The sequence below is a fragment of the Actinocrispum wychmicini genome, from assembly GCF_004345645.1.
Lineage (GTDB): Bacteria > Actinomycetota > Actinomycetes > Mycobacteriales > Pseudonocardiaceae > Kibdelosporangium > Kibdelosporangium wychmicini.
This window is the reverse complement of the sequence record NZ_SLWS01000004.1, coordinates 128,690-144,991: the sequence shown is the minus strand read 5'-3', so window position 1 is coordinate 144,991 and position 16,302 is coordinate 128,690. Positions and strand designations below refer to the sequence as shown.

Below are 16,302 nucleotides of genomic sequence, written 5' to 3'. Positions count from 1 at the left end.
GCAGGTGGGAGATGCGGCATACCGTCACGCCGCGGACTGTCCGTGAGGCGCCAAAACATCGCCCTCCGGTGGATCGTCCTGTCGTTGTCCCATGCCTTGCGTCGAGGGCTACGTCGTGCCATTCTCCTGATTGATCGATCAATCAGGAGTTGTGATGCCGGACGACGCGTCCCGTCGAGAGCGGCTGGTGGATGCGGCGCTGGTGGTGTTCGCCCGCCACGGGGTGGAGGGTGCGAGCATCAAGGACATCGGCCGGGAGGCCGGAGTGGCTCCGGCCCTGATCTATCACTACTTCCCCAGCAAGGAAGCCTTGCTGGCGGCCGCGGTCGACAAGCACGGCTTTCTGCCAGAACTTCGAGTCGTGTTGACGATTCCGTCGCGCGAGCCGGCGTCCGAGGTCTTGATGTCGATGGCCCGGGGGCTGTACGAACGGTTGAGCGAGCGGATCGACCTGGTGCGAGTGGTGATGACCCGCTCACAGACCCACCCGGAGATGCGGGCGCGGATGGCGGAGCTGACCGGTGAGGCGGAAACCTTGCTGGCGCGGTATCTGCGGGCCCGGGTCGCAGCGGGCGAGTTGCGCGACCATCCAGCCGAGGTGGCAGCGCGGACGCTGCTGTTCACGGTGGTCATGTGGCGGCTCACGGACGCCCCGGCCGAGGAGCTCGACGCGGCGATCGACGTGATCGTGGCGGGACTGAGTGCGGTTTCACCGCGGTTGTCGAGGGACTAGGTCCATGACGGGAACACCAGCACAAGGCTTGTCGATCACTGCGACCTTGGTCGTGGCGGCCACGGTCGTCGGCGGACTGTTCGGGTCACTGGTGGACCGAGCCCTTGTCGCCACTCCAGCGTGGCGACACCTCGGGGTGGTCGCATGGGCGGACTACAGCCGGCAGGCCGATCTGGGCAACGGGAACATCGTGTACCCCATCGGTGCGATCCTGTTGTGGGGACTGGTTTTCGGGGCCGCGATCGCCTACCGACTCGATCGGACGGCGCCCCGGCAGGCCGTGTGGCCGATCTACCTGGCCGCGGTGTCGGCGCTCGGCGCGATCGTGTCGACGATCATCGCGGCTCCGGTCATGCAGCACGTGGGGACTGTTCCGGACACCGACACCGCCGCGCTGCATACAGCGTTCGAGACCTTCACCCTGTGGGGCGTCTACATTAGGGGCGGCTTCTTCGGATTGGGCTTCGTGTTCATTGTCTGGGCACTCGTTTCGATCCTGCGGCATCCCCGGCGGGCTGGGTAGACGCGCCCTCGTTGCCCGACTCACGCGCCGTCGAGCACCTCACCGTCGACGAGGCCGTCAACAGTGACACCACCACCGGCCCGCCCGTACCCCAGCAACTGGAGTTGGCCGGGGCGTTCTTCGTCTCCCAGGAACCTTATGCCGCAGGCAGCGCGCCGATCGCCACCCGGATCTCCCACGACGGCCAGCCGGTCCGGCTCGCCTTCGGCTACCCGGCTTAACGTCGTAGCAGACGTCGGACGACGTAATGGGCGTCGCGACCGACGCCGCGCAGTGTGGCTGAGGAGAAGCTGCGTTGCCATTCCAATCCCACGTATCCGAGTCTGGGATGCGTTGTGGACGGTCCGCGTCGGTGGCGCGGGGTGCCGTCCATAGCGACAGCGCCCAGGTCGGTGAGGTAGGACAGGTTGGGGCGGTAGCCGGTGGCTAGGATGATCGTGTCGACGTGTTCGCGTGTGCCGTCGGCCCAGGTGAGGTGGGTGCCGTCGATGGTGGTGAACATTCGCCGTTGGTCTGGACGGCCGGCGGTGATGGCGCGGCGGTGGCGGCCGTCGTCGTTGACCGGCACGGGTGGTGGTGTGGACAGCAGTGGCCCGATCGGCGCGGCGTCGAAGCCGGTGATGACTGACCAGAAGTGCACGTCCCGCCCGAACGGGCGTTGTGGTGCGAACTTGACGGGTTTGCGGGTGGCGAGGGTGACGGTGGCGTGCTCGGCGAGTTCGGTGCCGATCTGGACTGCGGAGTTTGCTGCCCCGACTACCACGATCCGCTGCTCGGCGAACGGAGTTGGCTCGTGGTAGTCGGCTGAGTGAAGCAGCGTGCCTGTGAACGAGTCGAGGCCGGGGAGCGTGGGCCGATGGGGTTGGCCGAACGCGCCGGTGGCCGCGATGAGGATCGGTGCGCGCAGCTCGGTGCCATCGGGCAACTCCACCCGGAAGCTGGTGTTCTCGGCGTGCACTGTGTCGACGCGGTGGCCCGTGCGGATGTCGGCGTTGAGGTTCTTGGCGTAGCGGCGTAGGTAGTCGATGACCTCGTCGCGGTGGGGGTAGTGGTCGGGGTCGCCGGGGAAGGTCATGCCCGGCAGGGCCGAGTAGCGGGCTGGGGAGAACAGGGTCAGGCTGTCGTAGTAGGACGGCCACGATCCGACCGGCTCGTCGCCGGCTTCCAGCACGACTGGGTCGAGGCCCGCCACGCGTAGGGCGTGTGCGGCGGCGAGTCCAGCCTGTCCGCCGCCGACGACGAGCGCGTCGATCTCGTTCACGTTCCTGTCCTTCTCAAGGTGGTTTCGGTGTACTGGTAAGGGAAAGCAGGGCGGCGCCGACGGTGATCGCGCCCAGCAGCAGGAAAGTTGTCGCGTAGCCGTCGAGCAGGTCGGCGAGAGCGGCTCCGGCGAACGGCGCGAGGGCCATCATGATCGTCAATGGCGCGGAGAGCAGTCCGGTGAGGTGCCCGTAGTGCGCCGCGCCCCACCGGTCGGTGACCGCGGTGGCCTGCAAGAGGGTAAACACGCCACGCGCCATACCCGCCAGAACTGCCGCGGCCACCAACGCGAGCACGCTGGTGAGCACACCCAGTAGCGCAGTCGTGGCAGCCATCGCGAGCAGGATCAGCGCAGTCCGCGTGCGTACGCTGGTACGGCGGGTGAGGGTGGCGTAGCCGAGGCGGCCGGCGACCTGCCCAGCCCCACCGAGTCCCAGCGCGACCGCGGCCGTGCCGGTGTCGACGCCGCGTTCGGCCAGCAGCGGCACCAGGTTGACCACGATTGCGTACGAGGCGAATGCCGCGACACCGAACGCCACGACCAGGGTGAGGAACGCGCGGCTGCGCGCCACCCGCCCCGGGTCCGCCGCGTGGTGGGGCTCGATAGGTGGGCGCGGTGGCCACGGCAACCGCAGCCCGAACCAGTGTCCAGGAATCGTGACCAGGGCGAGGATCCCGGCGAGCACCAAGTATGTGGCGCGCCAGTCCAAGCTCTCGGACAGCCACGCGGTCAACGGTGCGAACACCGTGCTGGCCAACCCCGCCGCGAGCGTCAGCACGGTCAGTGCGCGAACCCGGCTAGGTCCGTGCCAACGGGTAAGCGCGGCGAACGCGGGCGGGTACAACACCGCGCCCATCGCCACCCCGACCAACAGCCACGCGACCAGGAAGCACACCAGATTCGGCGAGACAGCGACCGCCACGACCGAGGGCACCGCCAGCAGCGAGCCAGCGGTCATCACCCCGCGCGGGCCGCGGTGATCCAGCCACCGCCCGACCGCGATGCCGACCAGTGCCGCGACCAACTGGCTGGCCGACAACGCCGCCGTGATCGCGGTGGTCGACCAGCCGGTCGAAGCGGTGATGTGTCCTGCGAGCACGGGGAAGGCGTAGTAGAGCACGCCCCAACTGGTGATCTCCGTCGCGCACAACACCACCAGCACCCGCCGCAACCCCGTCCGCGTGGCCGCGTCCGGAACGACCACCTCGGGTTAGCGTGCGGATGGTGCGGACAGCGACAGGTCCTGTGCCCCAGAGGGTGTGCCGCAGCAACTGCTCTGGTCATCGGGCTGCGCGTCGAACACACCCGAGCCGCCGCAGACGCCGGTCTCGGGCAGCACCAGCTCCACTCGCTCGGCGGACTCCCGGTCGCCAGCCAGTGCGGCGGCGATCGAGCGGACCTGTTCGTACCCGGTCATCGCCAGGAAGGTCGGTGCGCGGCCGTAGCTCTTCATTCCGGCCAGATAGAGGTTCGGCTCCGGATGCGCGAGTTCCTTGACGCCGTGCGGGTAGACCGTGCCGCAGGAATGTACGTTCGGGTCGACCAGTGGTGCCAGCGCGACCGGCGCCTGCAACGTCGCATCCAGCGCGAGGCGGACTTCGGACAACCACGACAGGTCCGGCCGAAACCCGGCCAGCACCGCCACCTCGTCCACCGCCTCCAGCCGCTGCCCCTCCGACGACAACAGCACCAACCGGCCATCACTGCCGCGCTCAACTGCCTCGGTGCGGAACCCGGTCACCACCGTGATGTATCCCGCCTCGACCGCGGCCTTCGCCCGCATACCCAGGGCGCCGCGGGCAGGGAGTTGGTCGGCCTCCCCGCCGCCGAACACCGCGCCGACGGTTCCTCGCCGCAGGAGCCACGTGATCCGCGTCGACGGATGCCGCTCGGCCAGCCCGGCGAACGCCACAAGTGCCGTCAACGCCGAATGGCCGCTGCCGGCGACCACAACATGTTTGCCCGCATACCGCGCGGCCACTGTCGCGTCGGTGAGGTTCGGCACTTGGTAGACGATCCGGTCCGCGGCCGCGGTTTCACCGATCGCGGGCAGCCCGTCGCCGCCCAGTGGGTTTGGCGACGTCCATGTGCCGGAGGCGTCGATCACCGCCCGCGCGGTGATCCGCTCCTCCCCGCCGTCGACGGTGCGGACGTGCACGGTCAGCGGCTCGGACTCCCGCCCGTCATCCACCACACGATCCCGACCCCGCCGCGCGACCCCAACCACCTCGGCACCAAACCGCACCCGCTCGCCGAGCGCGTCAGCCAACGGACGCAGGTACAGCCGTGCCCACTCCTCTCCGGTCGGGTAGCCGTCGACGTCGGGGTGCTGCCAGCCTTGGGGCTCCAGCAGGCGCCGTGCCGCGGGGGCGACCAGCTCGGCCCAGCGGGAGAACAGCCGCACATGGTGCCACTGCGCCACGGCCGCACCCGCATGGTCGCCGCGTTCGAGCACCAACAGCGTCTGCCCCCGCTCGGCCAGTTCCGCCGCCGCGGCCAGGCCCACCGGCCCCGCACCAACGACCACCACAGGCAAGTCGCTCATCCCGCACCTCTTCCATCGATCCAGCTCGATTGACACGGCCGAGAGTATCGACCCAGATCGATAGACGCAACCATCGATTTCAATCGATACACTGGCCGGTATGCCGATCGCGTTGCCGCAAGCCCAGGTCCTGCCCACCGGCGAGGCCACCACCTACGCCGAATGGTTCGCCTGCCTGGCCGAACCCGTCCGGGTCCGGCTGCTGCATGCGGTCGCCACCACTCCCAAGGGCATCACCGTGGGCGCGCTCACCGAGATCCTCGGCACCAGCCAATCCACCACGTCACACCACGTGCGCAAGCTCGCCGACGTCGGCTTCGTGCGCCTGCACAAGGAGGGCACGGCCACGATCGTCACCGTCAACGAAGCCTGCTGCGCCGGCCTGCCGCACGCCGCCGACGCCGTCATGGGACTGCTCGCCCCGCGTCCGTGCTGCCCGGACAACCTGCCCGCCGGTGTCACCGTGCGAGCCCTGGAAACCGGCGACTGGGCTTCGGTGCGACGCATCTACGGCGAGGGCATCGCCACCGGCCTGGCCACCTTCGAGACCACCGTGCCCAGCCGCGCCAGCCTGGACGCGAAATGGCTGCCGGAGCATCGCTGGGTCGCCGAGATCGACGGTGAGGTCGTCGGCTGGACCGCCGCCAGCCCAATGTCCACACGCGACTGCTATGCCGGCGTCGCCGAAACCTCGGTCTACGTCGCCGACGGACATCGCGGCCGAGGCGTCGGCAAAGCCCTGCTACACAGGCAGGTCACCGCCGCAGACGACGCAGGCATCTGGACCCTGCAAACCTCGATCTTCACCGAGAACCGCACCAGCATCGCCCTGCACCACTCGGCCGGATACCGCACCGTCGGCATCCGCGAACGCATCGCCCAACTCAACGGCGTCTGGCACGACACCGTGCTGATCGAACGCCGCTCACCCGTCCGATAGTGACCGTTCCCTCCACTTGCATCTTGTACGTAGGTACAGGCTTACCGTCCTGGCATGAGCACCGACGCACTCGAGCCGGACGCGGCGTGGACGCCCACATCGTGCACCTTGCCGTCCGCTGACCGCCCGCTGCGCGTGGCGGAGTTCGACGATCTGTTCACGCGGTCGCTACGCGCGCTGGATCGGCACGACCTGACGGGGCTGCGGCTGGATCTGGCCTCCTCCCCGGAGGTGGTCGAGCAGGCGGCCAGCCTGGTTGTCCGGGAGACAGCCTGCTGCTCGTTCTTCACGTTCACCCTGACGGCGACCGGCGGCGAGCTGTGGCTGGAGATCACGGTCCCGCCGAGTCAGGCCGCAGTCCTGGACGCGCTCACGACGCGCGCCTCCGCGGCTGCGGGATTGCCGAGATGACCGGCCTACGCAGCGGACAGCTTGCGGAGGCGGCCGGGGTGAATCCACAGACACTGCGGTACTACGAGCGCCGAGGGCTGCTGCCCGAACCGGACCGGACGCTCGGCGGGCACCGGGTGTATTCGCCCGAGGCGGTGACCGCACTGCGGGTGATCAAGGCCGCGCAGCGGCTCGGGTTCACCCTGGAGGAGATCGCCGACCTGCTCGACCTGGGCCGCCACCGGCACGGTTCCCATCCGCAGGCCGGACTACAGGCCCGAGCGACCGCCAAGCTCGCCGAGATCGACGCCAAGATCGCCAACCTGAACGTCATCCGGGACACGCTGCGCGCCGCGCTTGCCGCTGGTTGCGACGACCTCACGGCGTGCTCGCACACGCCGTCTTGTCCGATTCCGTTCTCCGACCTCGCCGAGGAACGGACCTCCGGTGACTCGTGCTGCCGACCGTGATCGCCCAGGTCACACATCGCCGTCCCGGTTGGCGTGGCTGACTGGCGCGGCCTGTGCGGCTTGCTGCCTGACCCCGCTCCTGGTCGCAGCCGGCGTCCTGGGTGGAGTCGCCGCCGTCGTGGTCGGCCAGGTCCTGTTCGGCGCTGCGGTGGCACTCGCCATGGCCGCAGGCCTGGTGTGGTGGACACGGCGTCGACGCTCCCGCTGTGCCGGAGGCGACAGTTGCAGGTGCGCTGATGACTTATCGTCGCGACCATGACGGTCGTTCGTTCCCTGGTGTTGTTCATGCTGGCCGCGTTTGCCGAGATCGGTGGGGCGTGGCTGGTGTGGCAGGGCCTGCGGGAGCATCGGGGTCTGTTGTGGATCGCAGCGGGTGTGATCTCGCTCGGGGTGTACGGCTTCGTGGCGACGTTGCAGCCTGATGCCCATTTCGGTCGGATACTGGCCGCCTACGGTGGGGTGTTCGTTGCCGGCTCCCTTGCTTGGGGTGTGGTCATGGACAAGTTCCAGCCCGATCGGTGGGACTGTCTCGGGGCAGCGATCTGCCTGATCGGCGTCGCAGTGATCATGTTCGTTCCTCGCGGGTGACGTGCCGTGTTTGCCTGCGTGGTTGACACCAGGCATCGACTCAACAATCATTGACTCAATGAATGTCGAGCGATTGTGGTCGGTGCGGGAACGGGCCGGGGTGCACGCGGCCTTGGGTGAGCCCGCGCGGTTGGCGATCGTCGACCGGTTGGTGCTGGGCGACTTGTCCCCGACCGAGATCGGACGCGAACTGGGCTTGTCCAGCAACCTCCTGGCTCACCACCTGAAGTTGCTGGAACAAGCCGGAGTGGTCGAGCGGTCGAGGTCGGAGGGCGACCACCGGCGTACGTATGTACACCTGCGGCCCCAGTCGCTGACGGGTTTGGCGCCGATGGGTCTGCGGACGGCGCCGAGAGTGGTGTTCGTGTGCACGCACAACTCGGCGCGGTCGCAGTTGGCCGCAGCGTTATGGGCGCGGCTGAGCCCGGTCCCAGCGACCTCAGCGGGAACCCATCCGGCGGCACGGGTACATCCACGCGCAGTGGCGATCGCACGAAACCGTGGCCTGTCGCTGGCACGGGCCCGTACTTCCCGCGTCGACAAAGTCCTGAACGACGGGGACCTGGTGGTCGCGGTGTGCGACAACGCCCACGAAGAGCTAGGCCCACAGGCCGATGACCGGCTGCACTGGTCGGTCCCGGACCCGGCCCGCGTGGACACCGACGACGCGTTCGAGCAGGCATTCACCGAGATCGCCGACCGAATCGATCGGTTGGCACCCGCCGTCCACCTCCCGGGAGACAGCGATGACTGACACCGAGTCCCATCACCACTCCGACCTGAACATCGACCAGCAACTCGCTCTACGTACCGCGGCGACCCGACTGCGAGGCGAGTTCGACGGCACGTTCGGGCAGGAGACCATCGAGCGGTTCCTCCACTCCAGCTACGACCAGTTCGCCGCCCGCGCCTCGATTCCGAAGTTCCTGCCGCTGCTCGCGGAGCGGTTCGCCCGCCAACGGCTGCGCGCGTTGGCCAAAGTGGAGGGACACACCCACGACGGCAAGCCGACCGTGCTGTTCCTGTGCGTGCACAACGCCGGGCGTAGCCAGATGGCGATGGGTTTCTTCCAGCACCTGGCCGGCAACCAGGCGATGGCCTGGTCCGGTGGTTCCGAGCCGGGCTACGAGATCAACCCCTCGGCGGTCGCCGCGATGCGCGAGCGCGGCATCGACATCACTGATGAGTTCCCGAAACCGTGGACTGAGGAGATCGTCCGTGCGGCCGACGTGGTGATCACGATGGGCTGCGGCGACGCCTGCCCGGTGTTCCCCGGCAAGAAATACCTGGACTGGGAACTGGACGACCCGGCCGGCAAGAGCGTCGAGGATGTCCGCCCGGTGCGGGACGAGATCGAACGCCGGGTCCGAGCGCTGCTCGACGAGTTGGGCGTGCCCGTCGCCTGAGTCGAAATCCACTGTAGCCAGTAGGGAGTCGTTGATGGAGCAGCCGTTGCCCCGCAAGTTGGTAGCCGAGTGCCTCGGCAGCTTGCTGCTGGCCGCGCTGGTGATCGGCTCGGGGATCGCCGCCCAACGCCTCTACCCCGATGACACAGGCTTGCAATTGACCGAGAACGCGGCAGCCACCGCGGCTGGTCTGTTCGCGGTCATCCTGATGTTCGGTCCCGTCAGCGGGGCACACTTCAACCCCGTCGTGTCCTTTGTGGATGCCGCTTTTGGTGGCCTGCCGTGGCGGCAAGCGTTCGCCTATCTGCCGGTACAGGTCACCGGGTGTGTCAGCGGCGCCGTGCTCGCGAACCTCATGTTCTCCGGCAGCGCGGTGACCATCAGCGCCACTCACCGGGCCACAGTGGCGCATGGACTGTCCGAGGTCGTCGCGACGGTCGGGCTGATCCTGGTGATCTTCTCGCTGGCCCGGTCCGGACGGACTGAACGGGCACCAGCCGCCGTGGGCGCGTACATCGGGGCGGCGTACTGGTTCACCAGCTCCACCAGCTTCGCCAACCCCGCGATCACCGTCGGCCGCATGTTCAGCGACACCTTCGCCGGCATCGCGCCGTCCTCGGCCCCGGCGTTCATCGCCGCCCAACTCGTCGGCGGTGGGCTCGCGTTCCTCCTCGTCCGCGTGCTCTACCCCGGAGTCCCGCCCAGCCAGGCGGCGGACGTCCTGGTCCCACCCGCTAACCGCGTCGGCATCTCGTGATCGAGGCGGTGGTGTTCGACGTTGGTGAGACCTTGCTGGACGACTCCCGCGAATGGGGGCGCAGCGCGATGGACGGTCAGGCGGACGAACTGGTGGTGCTGCGGAGCACGAAGGGGATCAGGGCGAGGTGAATGTCCCGCTCGGGATCGTCCTGGGCGTGCATCGTGAACTCGAACTGCTCGTGGTCACCATGCCGAGGACGGCTGCGTTTGTGGTTCGGGTGTTCCTCGATCTTGGCTATGGCCTTCTCGATGACCGCGGTCACGTCCTTCCTGCGGATGAACAGCAAGATCGCGGCTTTGGTGTCGCGCCAGACCAGGTATCGGAAGAGCTGGCCCAATGCCTCGTCCATGGTCTTGGGGCCTGCCCACACCTTGCACTCACCAATGAAGATGTTGCGATCATCGACGCGAACGAGGATGTCGGTCTTGCCCTCCCCGTTGAACAACTCACCGCCGACATCGCCCTCGAACTGCGCGTTGAGACCGACGAGCAGCAGGTCCCGGATCTCCTCTTCTTTGAGTTTGGCCGCGAGCGAGGGGGTGCGCTCAAGCGCGTTGCGCTGATTGCGCAGGACCCGCAACGCGGCGTTGTAATCCTCGTCGTTCATGGCCGGCTCGGGCTTGAACGACGCCCGAGGGTTCGCCGGGCGCTGCTGGACCGGCCTGACCGTGCGGCGATGAATCGGAACGCTGAAGGTGTCTGCGTCCGCGCGTCGGCGGATCGGATAGCCGATCTCCGCCTGCAGATTGCGGGTGGCCAGCAGCTGGTCGCGCCGCTTGGCCACCATCGCCGGAAGTTCGGCTTGAACCTGCTGGTTGTGCTGTTCGATCTGCTCCCGCGACCAAGACAGGTGCTGCTCGATCTTCTCGATCTGCTCGTCGAAGGCTTCCTTGACTTGGACCGGGTTGTCCGGTGGGCCGTCGATGACGAGGTGTAGCTCATGGTCGGCGAGCCGGAGCACCCGGGGCGGGTTTGACGACCACCGGTTCGCGCGCAGGGTGAACACGATCTTCTCGCCGTCGAACGGGACGACCAGCACGAGCCTGGTCACCCGACGCGTGTAGTGCCGTCCAAAGTTGACGAAGTCCTGGTTGACCTCGGTCGGCTCCGGCATCCATGCTTGGTCGACGAGGAGCGTGGGGCATCGCACCGAGCCGTTGTCCAGAAGCCGCTCGATGACATCCTCGACGGGGGTCTTCAGCAGGTTGTCGGGATCCCAGTTCTGCAGGAGCTCGACCATGGCTTGTGTTGTGCTGCGTAGCCCGTCATCGAGGTTGCCACCCGGATAGAACAGGAGATCGTCGTCCATCTTCATATGGTCGCCGCAGAGGCCGACCAATGTGACTTGACACGCCCACCCGCCGCCAGCTGCTCCGGCCGTCGCGGTTGATGAACACGCCGAGGTCAGTGGCTGGTCCCACGACCGCCCGCCGTTCGTCTACCTGGTGGCGATGGCTGCCCAGGTGGTTTGGTGGAACTGCTGGCCGGTGATCGGCGGACGGGACGAGACATTCCAGACCAGGGCGGCCTTCTGCGGTGTCGCGGCGACGCCCATGTAGTCCCCGTAGAAGATCGCGGTCAGGGACTGGGCGGCCCACTGGACCTGGCTGGGTGGGCCGACCGTGTGCTCGAAGCCGAATGTCCTTCCGTTGTCGGTGGAGGCGATGTAGTTCTGGTCCACTGTGGGCGCGGTTCCGCCGGCGGCCCGGGTGCGGTAGGTGACGTGCACCGAGCCACCGGCCGCGGCGACGTCCGGTGTGAACCGGTCCAGCCCGGCGACCTTGGGATCGACCTGGGTCGGGGAGCTCCAGGTCTGGCCGCCGTCCCGGGACACCGACAACACGATGTTGTTGAGGCCGTCCGGGTTGAACCGGGTGTCGTTCCATGTCACGTAGATCCGGCCGGTGTTCGCGTCGATCGCCGCGGCCGGCAGCCCTCCAGTGCGAGTCCCAGGCACAACCGCCCCGAGGAACTCCCCCACGGTTACCGGCGCGGACCAGGTGAGCCCGCCGTCATGGGAGGTCTGCGCGGTCACGAAGTCGCGCATGTTCGCGGCGAGGTTGTAGACGACGGTGACTGAGCCGTCGCGTTGCACCACGGGGAGCAATCCTTCGGTGTCAACGGTGCCGGACGTGATGTTGGTCGGACGGGTCCAGGTCTGGCCACGGTCGTCAGAGAAGCTGACAACGCCAGGTGCGTGTATCACGTCACCGGTGGGGACGAGCCTCGTCCACACCGAGTAGAGCCGGCCGCGGTGCGGGCTCGCCGGGGACGTGTCGGCCACGATCCAGTTCTTGTCGTTGAAGATGTTGATGTCGTTGTCGTCCACGACCAGGACTGGCGGTCCGAAACTGAGCCCGCCGTCGTCCGAGCGCTGGACGGACACCGCGCTGCGCGGGTGGTTCTGGTCGAACGGGATTGTCTGCAGGTATACCGCGCCGTCCGGGCCGATCGTGACCGCAGCGTCCGACGCTCGGTCGAACGGGCCGCCCACTGCCTTGGTCAGCAGCGGCATGTTCCCCGCGGCCCAGGTTTTCCCGCCGTCCTGCGAGGTCGCGTACCCGGGGTCGGCACTTCCTCCGTCCTGGTAACGACCTTGCTGGAAGGTTGTCACAATCACGTTGGGATTGTTCGGATCGATCGCGATGTCCGGCTCGGTCTGCGTGTCCGGCTCGGCTCCGGCGAACGGTCCCAGCGTGTCTCTGCTCACCTGTTTGATTCTCGCTGATCCGGTCGAACCCACCGGCCCGCGCACCGGCAAGTGGCACCGCCGTCACCGCGCTGTGGGCGTGCCGCCTGGCGGCCATCCGCTGGTCGAACGCGGCGTGCGCCCGTTCGGCCGCTACTCGTGCCGGGACCACCGCAGCCGTTGCCGGCGCGGTAAAAGCGACCATTGCGACAGGAATGAGCAGGATCACCAGGCGCATGCCACCCAGTCTGGCCCGCACCGCCATTCGCAGCGACCCGCCATCAGGAGGAACCCGAACACGTCCCAGGGGCGGATGTTCGTTACTCCTGTTTGTTTACAATGGACAAAGCAAATCCGTCGCCCGCTCCGCCCGAGAGCCACCTCTTGTCACGTGGTGCTTGGTGAGCACAATGTTGAGTGACGAGGCCGCGCATGGCTGCTCGCCGGGAAGGGGCGGTGATGGGCCGTCGGTACTGGGTCGTCGCGGTTCGGTGGGCGCGCTGGCGATCGCCCCAAGCAACGACAAGATCATCTACGCCGGTTCCGGCGAGGGCGCGCTGTCCGGCGACAGCTACTACGGCGACGGCGTCTACAAGTCCACGGACGGCGGCGTGAGCTGGGCCCGGGTCTCCAGTGACCAGTTCAACGGCCAGGCCAGCTCGGCCATCGAGGTCGACCCGACCAACCCCGACCACGTCTACCTCGCGACCCTGCGCGGCCGGGGCGGGGCGAAGCGCATGACGCATCCCACCGACGCCCAGTTCGGCGTGTGGGAGTCCCGGGACGGCGGCCGGAACTGGACCTTGAAGAGGGGCACCAAGGACGAACTGCACGGCGCGACCGATCTGGTGATGGACCCACGCAACCCCAGGATGCTGTGGGCGTCCTTCTGGGGCGACGCGATCTACCGTTCCACCGACGGCGGCGCGACCTGGACCAGCACGTTGGGCACCCTGCCGGCCGGCAACTTCCTGGAAGGCGGCACCCGGTTCGCGCTGGGTCTGTCGCACCCGAACGGCGCGGCCAACCCCACGATCTACACCAACTTCGACTACTTCGATCTGTCCGACACCTACCACCCCTCGCAGGTGTGGAAGACCGTCGACGGCGGCACGACGTGGACGGTGACCGCACCCGGCTCAGGGCCGGACGCGGTCGCTGGTTCCTGTGGCACGCAATGCTTCTACGACAACTTCGTCAAACCCGACCCGACCAACCCGAACGTCGTCTACGTCGGCGGCAGCTACGGCTACAACAACTCGCCGCAGTCCGGCGGCGTCTTCCGGAGCACCGACGGCGGGGCGACCTGGAAGAGCCTCGGCTACGACCTGCACCCGGACTTCCACGCCTTCGCCTTCCAACCCACCAACACCCAGCACGTCGTGATCGGCAACGACGGCGGCATCTGGCAGTCGTTCACCGGCGGCGGACGCAACGGCGCCGCGGATCCTCTTTCCGCCGCACAGTGGGAAAACCTCAACGGCACAGTCGACCCCACCAGCGGCGCCCTGATCCACTCCACCGGGCTGCGGATCACCCAGTACACCAGCATCGCCACCGTGCCTCAGGTCCCCGGCCAGTACTGGGGCGGCACCCAGGACAACGGGACGCTCCGCCGGTCGCTGGCCAACAGCCGCTGGTTCGACCAAGCCGGTGGGGACGGCGGCCAGGTGCTCGTCGACCGGACCACCACCAACCCGCTCAACCCGAACCTGCCCGCGTACGTGTTCGGGACCTTCTTCGGAATCTCGCCGTACCGGTACAACCCGTCCGAGGTGGGCACGTTCTTCGGCAACGAAACCATCGACGGCGGTATCAACCTGACCGACCGCGCCGAGTTCTACGTGCCCTGGGTGCAGAACCAGAGCAACCCCAACCAGATCTTCCTGGGAACCTACCGGCTCTACCGCACCAACAACGCCGAAGCGGCCTCCGCTGGTGACGTGCACTTCGACACGATCAGCCCGGACCTGTCCACCGGCTGTCCGGGCGCGGCGCCCAACGGCGCCCGTGGCTGCTTCATCAGCGCGATCGGCCTCGCCCAAGGCGGCGACGGCGTCTACGTCGGCACAGACGACGGCGTGGTGTCGGTCAGCCCGAACGCGGTGACCTCGAACAATCCAACGTGGACTCGCGTGGGCCAGAAGTCCCTGCCCAACCGGCCGATCACCCAGTTCGCGGTCGACCGGTCCAACTGGCGGGTCGCCTACGCGTCCTACGCCGGCTTCGGCGCCGCCACCCCACGCAACCGCGGCCACGTGTTCAAGACCACCGACGGCGGACAACACTGGGACGACATCAGCGGCCGGCTGCCGGACGTCCCAGTCAACTCCGTGATCCTGGACCCGTCCGACGACAACACGCTGTACATCGGCACTGACGTCGGCCCGTTCAGCAGCAGGAACGGCGGCCGCACCTGGAAACGCCTGGGCACGGACATGCCGAAGGTCGCCGTGTGGCAACTGGACTACGACGCCAGCCACGCCACCCTGGTCGCCGGCACCCACGGCCGCGCCGCGTACACATTGGACACCGGCGTGTCCACACCGGCGCTCGCGGTGTCCACATCAGACAATGGGCTGCCGGTCGGCCCTGGCAGCCAGGTCCACTACACAGTCACCATCCACAATGACGGCAACGCCCCCGCCACGGGTGTCCGGCTGGACGTGCCGCTGCCCGCGCGGACCGGCTTCGTCTCAGCCGACAACGGCGGCACATCGCGCGGTGACTCCATCCGATGGCGTGACCTCACAGTCCAGACCGGCGGCACCACATCCGTCAACTTCACCGCCCAGATCGCCAACCGCCTGCCCAGTTCAGTGACGTCGATCGTCAACGACGGCATCACACTGAGGTCCGACCAAGGCGTTGACGCCTCGGGCAGCCCGCACACCGTGCCGATCGCGCCCGCGCACAGCGTCACCATAACCGCAGCCGAACAGAAGGGCGGCGCCCGGGTCGGCACCGACGCCAGCTACACCGTCCACCTGACCAACAAGGGCTTCCAGCCGGACACCTACACGTTGTCCACGACCAGCGCCTGGCCGGCCAAGACCTTTGACGCCACGTGCACGACGCCCGCACCCACCACACCCACCGTGGCACCGGGCAGCAGCACCGACGTCTGTGTGAAGGTAACCGTGCCCGCCGACGCGGCCAATGCTGCGACCAACGACACCGCACTGACCGTGAAATCCAGCGGAAATGCCACAGTTGGCGGCTCGGGCACCCTGACCACCATCGCGGTGGCCGTCGACACCCTGATTGTCGACCAGGATCTCGGCGCCCCGAACGTTCAGACGGCATACCAGGATGCCCTGACCGCCAACGGAGTGAAGTTCAGCTACTGGGACCTGTCCGCCGACCAAGCGTTGCCAAGGACTTACGTCACGGCACACCGCAACGTGGTCTGGTTCACCGGCAAAACCTTCCCCGCCCCGGTCACACCGTATGAAGGACTGCTCAAGACATTCCTCGACGGCGGCGGACGCCTGTTCCTGTCCGGCCAGGACATCCTGGACCAGGCCGCCGGCACCACCGCGTTCGTGCACGACTACCTGCACATCGCCTGGGACGGCACCGAACGGCAGAACGACAAGGCGACCACCGCCGTGCACGGCGTGCCCGGAAACCCGGTCACCGACGGCATCGCAGCCGTCCCGCTCGACCATTCCGTGCTCAACGCCACCTTCGAGGACGAAGTCACCCCGATCGCACCGGCCACCGCCGCGTTCACCGACGACACCACCGCACCCGACGCACTCACCGTGGCCGCCGGACCGTACAAGGTCGTCTTCCTCGCATTCCCACTGGAGGGATACGGAACCGCCACCCAGAAAGCAGACCTCATGAAACGAGTCCTGACCTACTTCACCACCTGACAATCCTGCTTGCACCCCGGCCCAACGGTCCGGGGTGCAAGCAGGTGTTGTGTCTGGGTGCGGTGTCATGGTACGTCGCCAGGGAGTCTGGTGCTCTGCCTGGCGGCTCCCACAAG

Annotated in this window: 16 protein-coding genes; 11 read left to right on the top strand and 5 right to left on the bottom strand. The window is 67.7% G+C overall.

Annotation, left to right across the window (positions count from 1 at the left end):
• The first annotated feature begins 154 nt into the window (after positions 1 to 154).
• Genes EV192_RS18770 through EV192_RS18760 form a run of 3 tightly spaced genes read left to right on the top strand, consistent with a single transcriptional unit; the run spans position 155 to position 1,477 of the window.
• Positions 155 to 733 (top strand): TetR/AcrR family transcriptional regulator, encoded by a 579-nt coding sequence (locus tag EV192_RS18770; RefSeq protein ID WP_132117067.1) that lies wholly within the window; start codon positions 155 to 157, stop codon positions 731 to 733.
• A 4-nt stretch (positions 734 to 737) separates the two neighbouring features.
• Positions 738 to 1,256: a hypothetical protein gene (locus EV192_RS18765; protein ID WP_132117065.1), complete on the top strand. Its 519-nt coding sequence runs from the start codon at positions 738 to 740 to the stop codon at positions 1,254 to 1,256.
• 11 nt (positions 1,257 to 1,267) lie between these two features.
• Positions 1,268 to 1,477 (top strand): hypothetical protein, encoded by a 210-nt coding sequence (locus tag EV192_RS18760; RefSeq protein ID WP_132117063.1) that lies wholly within the window; start codon positions 1,268 to 1,270, stop codon positions 1,475 to 1,477.
• On the opposite strand, the gene EV192_RS18755 is transcribed toward EV192_RS18760, so the two are convergent.
• From EV192_RS18755 to EV192_RS18745, 3 genes are read right to left on the bottom strand one after another with little or no spacing between them, the layout of a single operon-like run.
• Positions 1,474 to 2,517, bottom strand: coding sequence for a flavin-containing monooxygenase (locus tag EV192_RS18755; protein WP_132117061.1), 1,044 nt, complete (start codon positions 2,515 to 2,517; stop codon positions 1,474 to 1,476). The genes EV192_RS18760 and EV192_RS18755 overlap by 4 nt on opposite strands.
• A gap of 13 nt (positions 2,518 to 2,530) precedes the next feature.
• On the bottom strand, positions 2,531 to 3,721 hold the full coding sequence (locus tag EV192_RS18750; RefSeq protein WP_132117059.1) for an MFS transporter: 1,191 nt from the start codon (positions 3,719 to 3,721) through the stop codon (positions 2,531 to 2,533).
• Between the two features lie 6 nt (positions 3,722 to 3,727).
• Positions 3,728 to 5,062, bottom strand: a complete 1,335-nt coding sequence (locus tag EV192_RS18745; RefSeq protein WP_132117057.1) for an FAD-dependent oxidoreductase — start codon at positions 5,060 to 5,062, stop codon at positions 3,728 to 3,730.
• Positions 5,063 to 5,162: 100 nt separating this feature from the next.
• Here EV192_RS18745 and EV192_RS18740 point away from each other — a divergent pair, with 100 nt between their 5' ends.
• The 7 genes from EV192_RS18740 to EV192_RS18710 all read left to right on the top strand — a co-directional run bounded on the left by EV192_RS18740 (position 5,163) and on the right by EV192_RS18710 (position 9,613).
• Positions 5,163 to 6,002, top strand: a complete 840-nt coding sequence (locus EV192_RS18740) for a helix-turn-helix domain-containing GNAT family N-acetyltransferase (protein WP_132117055.1) — start codon at positions 5,163 to 5,165, stop codon at positions 6,000 to 6,002.
• 54 nt (positions 6,003 to 6,056) lie between these two features.
• Entirely contained in the window at positions 6,057 to 6,413 is a 357-nt protein-coding gene (locus EV192_RS18735) for a hypothetical protein (RefSeq protein WP_132117053.1), read from the top strand.
• Entirely contained in the window at positions 6,410 to 6,862 is a 453-nt protein-coding gene (locus EV192_RS18730; protein ID WP_132117051.1) for a MerR family transcriptional regulator, read from the top strand. The genes EV192_RS18735 and EV192_RS18730 overlap by 4 nt, the downstream gene beginning before the upstream one ends.
• Before the next feature lie 255 nt (positions 6,863 to 7,117).
• Positions 7,118 to 7,450, top strand: coding sequence for a YnfA family protein (locus EV192_RS18725; protein WP_132117049.1), 333 nt, complete (start codon positions 7,118 to 7,120; stop codon positions 7,448 to 7,450).
• Positions 7,451 to 7,508: 58 nt separating this feature from the next.
• Positions 7,509 to 8,204, top strand: coding sequence for an arsenate reductase/protein-tyrosine-phosphatase family protein (locus EV192_RS18720; RefSeq protein ID WP_132117047.1), 696 nt, complete (start codon positions 7,509 to 7,511; stop codon positions 8,202 to 8,204).
• On the top strand, positions 8,197 to 8,856 hold the full coding sequence (locus EV192_RS18715; RefSeq protein WP_132117045.1) for an arsenate reductase ArsC: 660 nt from the start codon (positions 8,197 to 8,199) through the stop codon (positions 8,854 to 8,856). Before EV192_RS18720 ends, EV192_RS18715 begins: the two co-directional genes overlap by 8 nt.
• A gap of 34 nt (positions 8,857 to 8,890) precedes the next feature.
• Positions 8,891 to 9,613, top strand: coding sequence for an aquaporin (locus tag EV192_RS18710; RefSeq protein ID WP_132117043.1), 723 nt, complete (start codon positions 8,891 to 8,893; stop codon positions 9,611 to 9,613).
• Between the two features lie 76 nt (positions 9,614 to 9,689).
• Here the strand turns inward: EV192_RS18710 and EV192_RS18705 are convergent, their stop codons facing one another.
• Both EV192_RS18705 and EV192_RS18700 read right to left on the bottom strand, forming a co-directional pair.
• Complete coding sequence (locus EV192_RS18705; protein WP_132117041.1) at positions 9,690 to 10,925, bottom strand: hypothetical protein; 1,236 nt, start codon at positions 10,923 to 10,925, stop codon at positions 9,690 to 9,692.
• A gap of 129 nt (positions 10,926 to 11,054) precedes the next feature.
• Positions 11,055 to 12,326: a sialidase family protein gene (locus tag EV192_RS18700; RefSeq protein ID WP_132117039.1), complete on the bottom strand. Its 1,272-nt coding sequence runs from the start codon at positions 12,324 to 12,326 to the stop codon at positions 11,055 to 11,057.
• A 389-nt stretch (positions 12,327 to 12,715) separates the two neighbouring features.
• Between EV192_RS18700 and EV192_RS18695 the strand changes: the two genes are divergently transcribed.
• Positions 12,716 to 16,186 (top strand): FixG Ig-like domain-containing protein, encoded by a 3,471-nt coding sequence (locus tag EV192_RS18695; RefSeq protein WP_132117037.1) that lies wholly within the window; start codon positions 12,716 to 12,718, stop codon positions 16,184 to 16,186.
• The last annotated feature ends 116 nt before the right edge of the window (positions 16,187 to 16,302 follow it).